Raw genomic sequence first — 3,418 nt, 5'->3', positions numbered from 1 at the left:
GAATTTTCCCTGCTGCAGATCCTCTACCGCAACCCCAGCCAGGTCTATGCGAAGGAGATCCTGCACGACCAGCTGTTTGAATATGACGAGCATCCGGAAACCCACCGGGTCGATGTCATCCTCAGCCGGCTGCGCAAGAAGGCGCGCGACCAGCATTTCCGGCTGCCGATCCGGGCAATCTTCGGCAAGGGCGTCGTGTTTATCGATTCCTGACGGATTCTTTCGACTCCTTGAGAGAATTGAGACGGTTGAGACTGACCGTCCCTGAAATCCTCCCCCAGAAATGAGGACAGAAATGGTTCCGTGCGGTGGTTGCGCGCGTGCCCGGCTGTCCGGCAAAACGCCGCCAGTTGCCGCCTCGGAGGCCCCTGTCGGCGCGGGTAGCCTTCGCCGGCTTGCTGGCACCCGCATAAGTAGAATAGCCAGCCAGAATAGCCAGAAGAACAAACGCCTCCTACCTCGGTACCACTTCAAAAAAGACCAATTCTGACAATGGCTTCCTGGTGATTGCCTTACTGCTACGCCAAGTGTAGTGGCTTTACGAAAAGTTAAGTTTTGACGTGTTTCTTGTGCGCGTCACAACCGCTCTTTGGTTTCGAATCCTGGAAGGATGAATTGTCATGATCGCGAACACCGACAAAACGGTGCTGGGCACCCCCTTGTCTTCGGGCGAAGCCGCAGGCGGGGCAACCAGCGGTGCGCTTGTCGTGGTCGATACCTCCGTCCAGGACTACCAGACATTGCTGGAGGGACTCCCGTCCGGTGCGGAGATTCTGCTGATCGACGGCGCGGGCAACGGCTTTACGCAACTCGCGGACATGCTGGCCGGACGGGCGGGTGTGGAGGCGATCCACATTCTCTCGCATGGCAATGCCGGCATGGTGAAGCTGGGGACAGATATCCTCAGCCTGGATACGCTCGACGCCCATGCCGAGGCTCTCGCCGCACTCTCAGCCGCGCTCGCGCCGGGCGGCGACCTGCTGCTCTATGGCTGCAATACCGGCGCAGGCAGTGACGGGCAGGCGTTCATCGACCGCCTCGCCGAGCTTACCGGGGCGGATGTTGCCGCTTCCGACGATTTGACGGGAGCTGCGGCCCTTGGCGGTGACTGGGAACTGGAGCGCAATACGGGCGATATGACCGCCAGCAGTCTGATGCCTGGGGATTACGCGCACACTCTTGAAACCATTACAATTTTGGACGGCTCTGAGGACGGGACACTAAATGACCCTGATGGCACATTCGTCAAAACGGTCGACGGGAAAAATATTACATTCACAGCAGGGTCTTCGGATTCTGGAGGAGACACGCCTGCATTTTTCAATAACGCAGGATACATGATTGGTTATGATGACATTATAAACGAAACCAAAACAACGATTTCATTAGAGGCCGGGCATAGCTTCGATCTTACTGCTTTTGACTATTACACCGATTACGATGACACGATTACCCTAGATATAACCCTTGCGGATGATTCGACCGTTTCCGGAACGCTTGCAGCGACAACTGGATCGGCACAGACGATTTCGGATTTCACCGTTTTCTCCGGGCTTTCATCGACATCGCTCAATGACATCAAATCGGTTATGATCTCAACGACCAATTCCGGCAGCAATGCTGGCTTCGGGATCAATAATTTCGTTGTCAGTGACGTTAAGGCAATCGTCAGCAATACCCAGCCTGCGCTGGGCGGCACGCCAGATGATGCGACAATCAACGAGGACACGGCCACAGCGATTGATCTATCTGCATATAATGTGTCGGATGCAGAGGACGATACCATAACACTAACGCTTGCGGTTGACGCGGGCACCATCGCGGCGACGGATGGCAACGGGACCACCGCCGGAGTCACGATTTCGAGTTCCGGTAGCGGATCAATGACCCTTCAGGGGTCGGCGGCGAACCTGAATACCTATCTCAACGATACATCCAAGATCGTCTATACACCGGCATCGAACGCTACCGCGTCCGCCACGCTCACAATTACGCCCAATGACGGAACAATAGACGGCACGGCCGATACGGTTACGATCAATATCACTGCCGTGAACGACGCGCCGACCGTGACGTCTGGCGAAGGCAGCGGTTTCGCTGAGAACGGCACCGGTCCCGCCTATACGGTCACCGCCACCGATCCGGAAAATGACACGCTGACCTTCGCCATCTCCGGCGGGGCGGATGCCGCGCTGTTCGATATCGACGCCTCGACCGGCGCGGTCACTTTCAAGACGCCGCCGGATTATGAGAACCCAGCGGATTCTGGCGGAGACAACAGCTATTATATCGAGGTGACAGCCTCGGACGGCAAGGCGACCAGCCCGGCCAAGTTGGTCGCCATCCCGGTGACCGACGTGACGGTCGCGACGCCGGTCTTCACCAGCGGCACGACAGCGATCTTCGCGGAGAATGGAACGGATACTGTCTATACCGCGACAGCGTCAGTGTCGGAGGGCGTGGGCACCCCCACCTTCTCCATCACCGGTGGCGCGGATCAGGCCCTGTTTGACATTGATGGCTCGACCGGCGCCGTCACCTTCAAGTCGGCACCGGATTTCGAGAGTGCCAAGGATGCGGGAAGCAATAACGTCTATGACGTGACCGTCACGGCCACGGTTGGTGCTCAGACGGTGGATCAGGCGATCACCATCACCGTGACCAACGTGAATGAGGCGCCGGAAGTCACCAACAAGACCACGACCGCCACTGTTGCGGAGAACGGCACCGGCACCGTCTATACGGTGACCGGCAGCGATCCGGATGCCGGCGACACGCCGACCTTCACCATTTCCGGCGGGGCGGATGCGAACCTGTTCAGCATCGACAAATCCACCGGCGCCGTCACCTTCAAGACCGCCCCGGACTTCGAAAACCCGTCGGATAACGGCAAGAACAATGTCTATGACATCGAGGTCACGGCCTCCGACGGCACGCTAACAAGTTCGTCGAAGGCGGTGGCGATCACCGTCACCGACGCCAATGACGCGCCGACCCTGGCGACGAACAAGGGCGCTTCGGTGCAGACCAGCCAGACGGTGACAATTACCACCGCGATGCTGAACGAGGGCGACCAGGACGATGACGGGGCGGACCTGACCTATGCGCTCCTTTATGGCGACCCGACAGGCGGCGATCTGCTGCTGGCCGGCGTCACCCTGGCTGAGGGCGACAGCTTCACCCAGCAGGATATCGACGACGGCAAACTCACCTTCAAGGCGGGCAGCGGGGCCGGCAGTTTCGGCTTCGACTTCTATCTGAGGGATAATGACAACGCGTCGCTTGCCAATCAGGAATTCACCATCACGGTCACGACCCCGGCACCCGAAACGCCCACGCCCACCACGCCGCCTGTCGTGGTGACGCCGACGACACCGACGACGCCCGGTTCCGGCGAGAATACCCAGGCGGAGACGAT

At 58.8% G+C, this 3,418-nt stretch carries 2 protein-coding genes; both read left to right on the top strand.

All coding sequences use genetic code 11. From position 1 onward, the window contains the following. Nucleotides 1-213, top strand: a 213-nt coding sequence (locus BKM74_RS18305) for a helix-turn-helix domain-containing protein (protein WP_140056130.1), incomplete at its 5' end; no start/stop codon positions are given. 407 nt (nt 214-620) lie between these two features. After that, the coding region (locus BKM74_RS18300) for a DUF4347 domain-containing protein (RefSeq protein ID WP_140056131.1) at nt 621-3,418 on the top strand (2,798 nt) is incomplete at its 3' end.

It is taken from the genome of Oceanibaculum nanhaiense (assembly GCF_002148795.1).
Classification (GTDB): domain Bacteria; phylum Pseudomonadota; class Alphaproteobacteria; order Oceanibaculales; family Oceanibaculaceae; genus Oceanibaculum; species Oceanibaculum nanhaiense.
The sequence above is the reverse complement of the archived record's forward strand: the minus strand, read 5'-3'. Positions and strand labels throughout refer to the sequence as shown.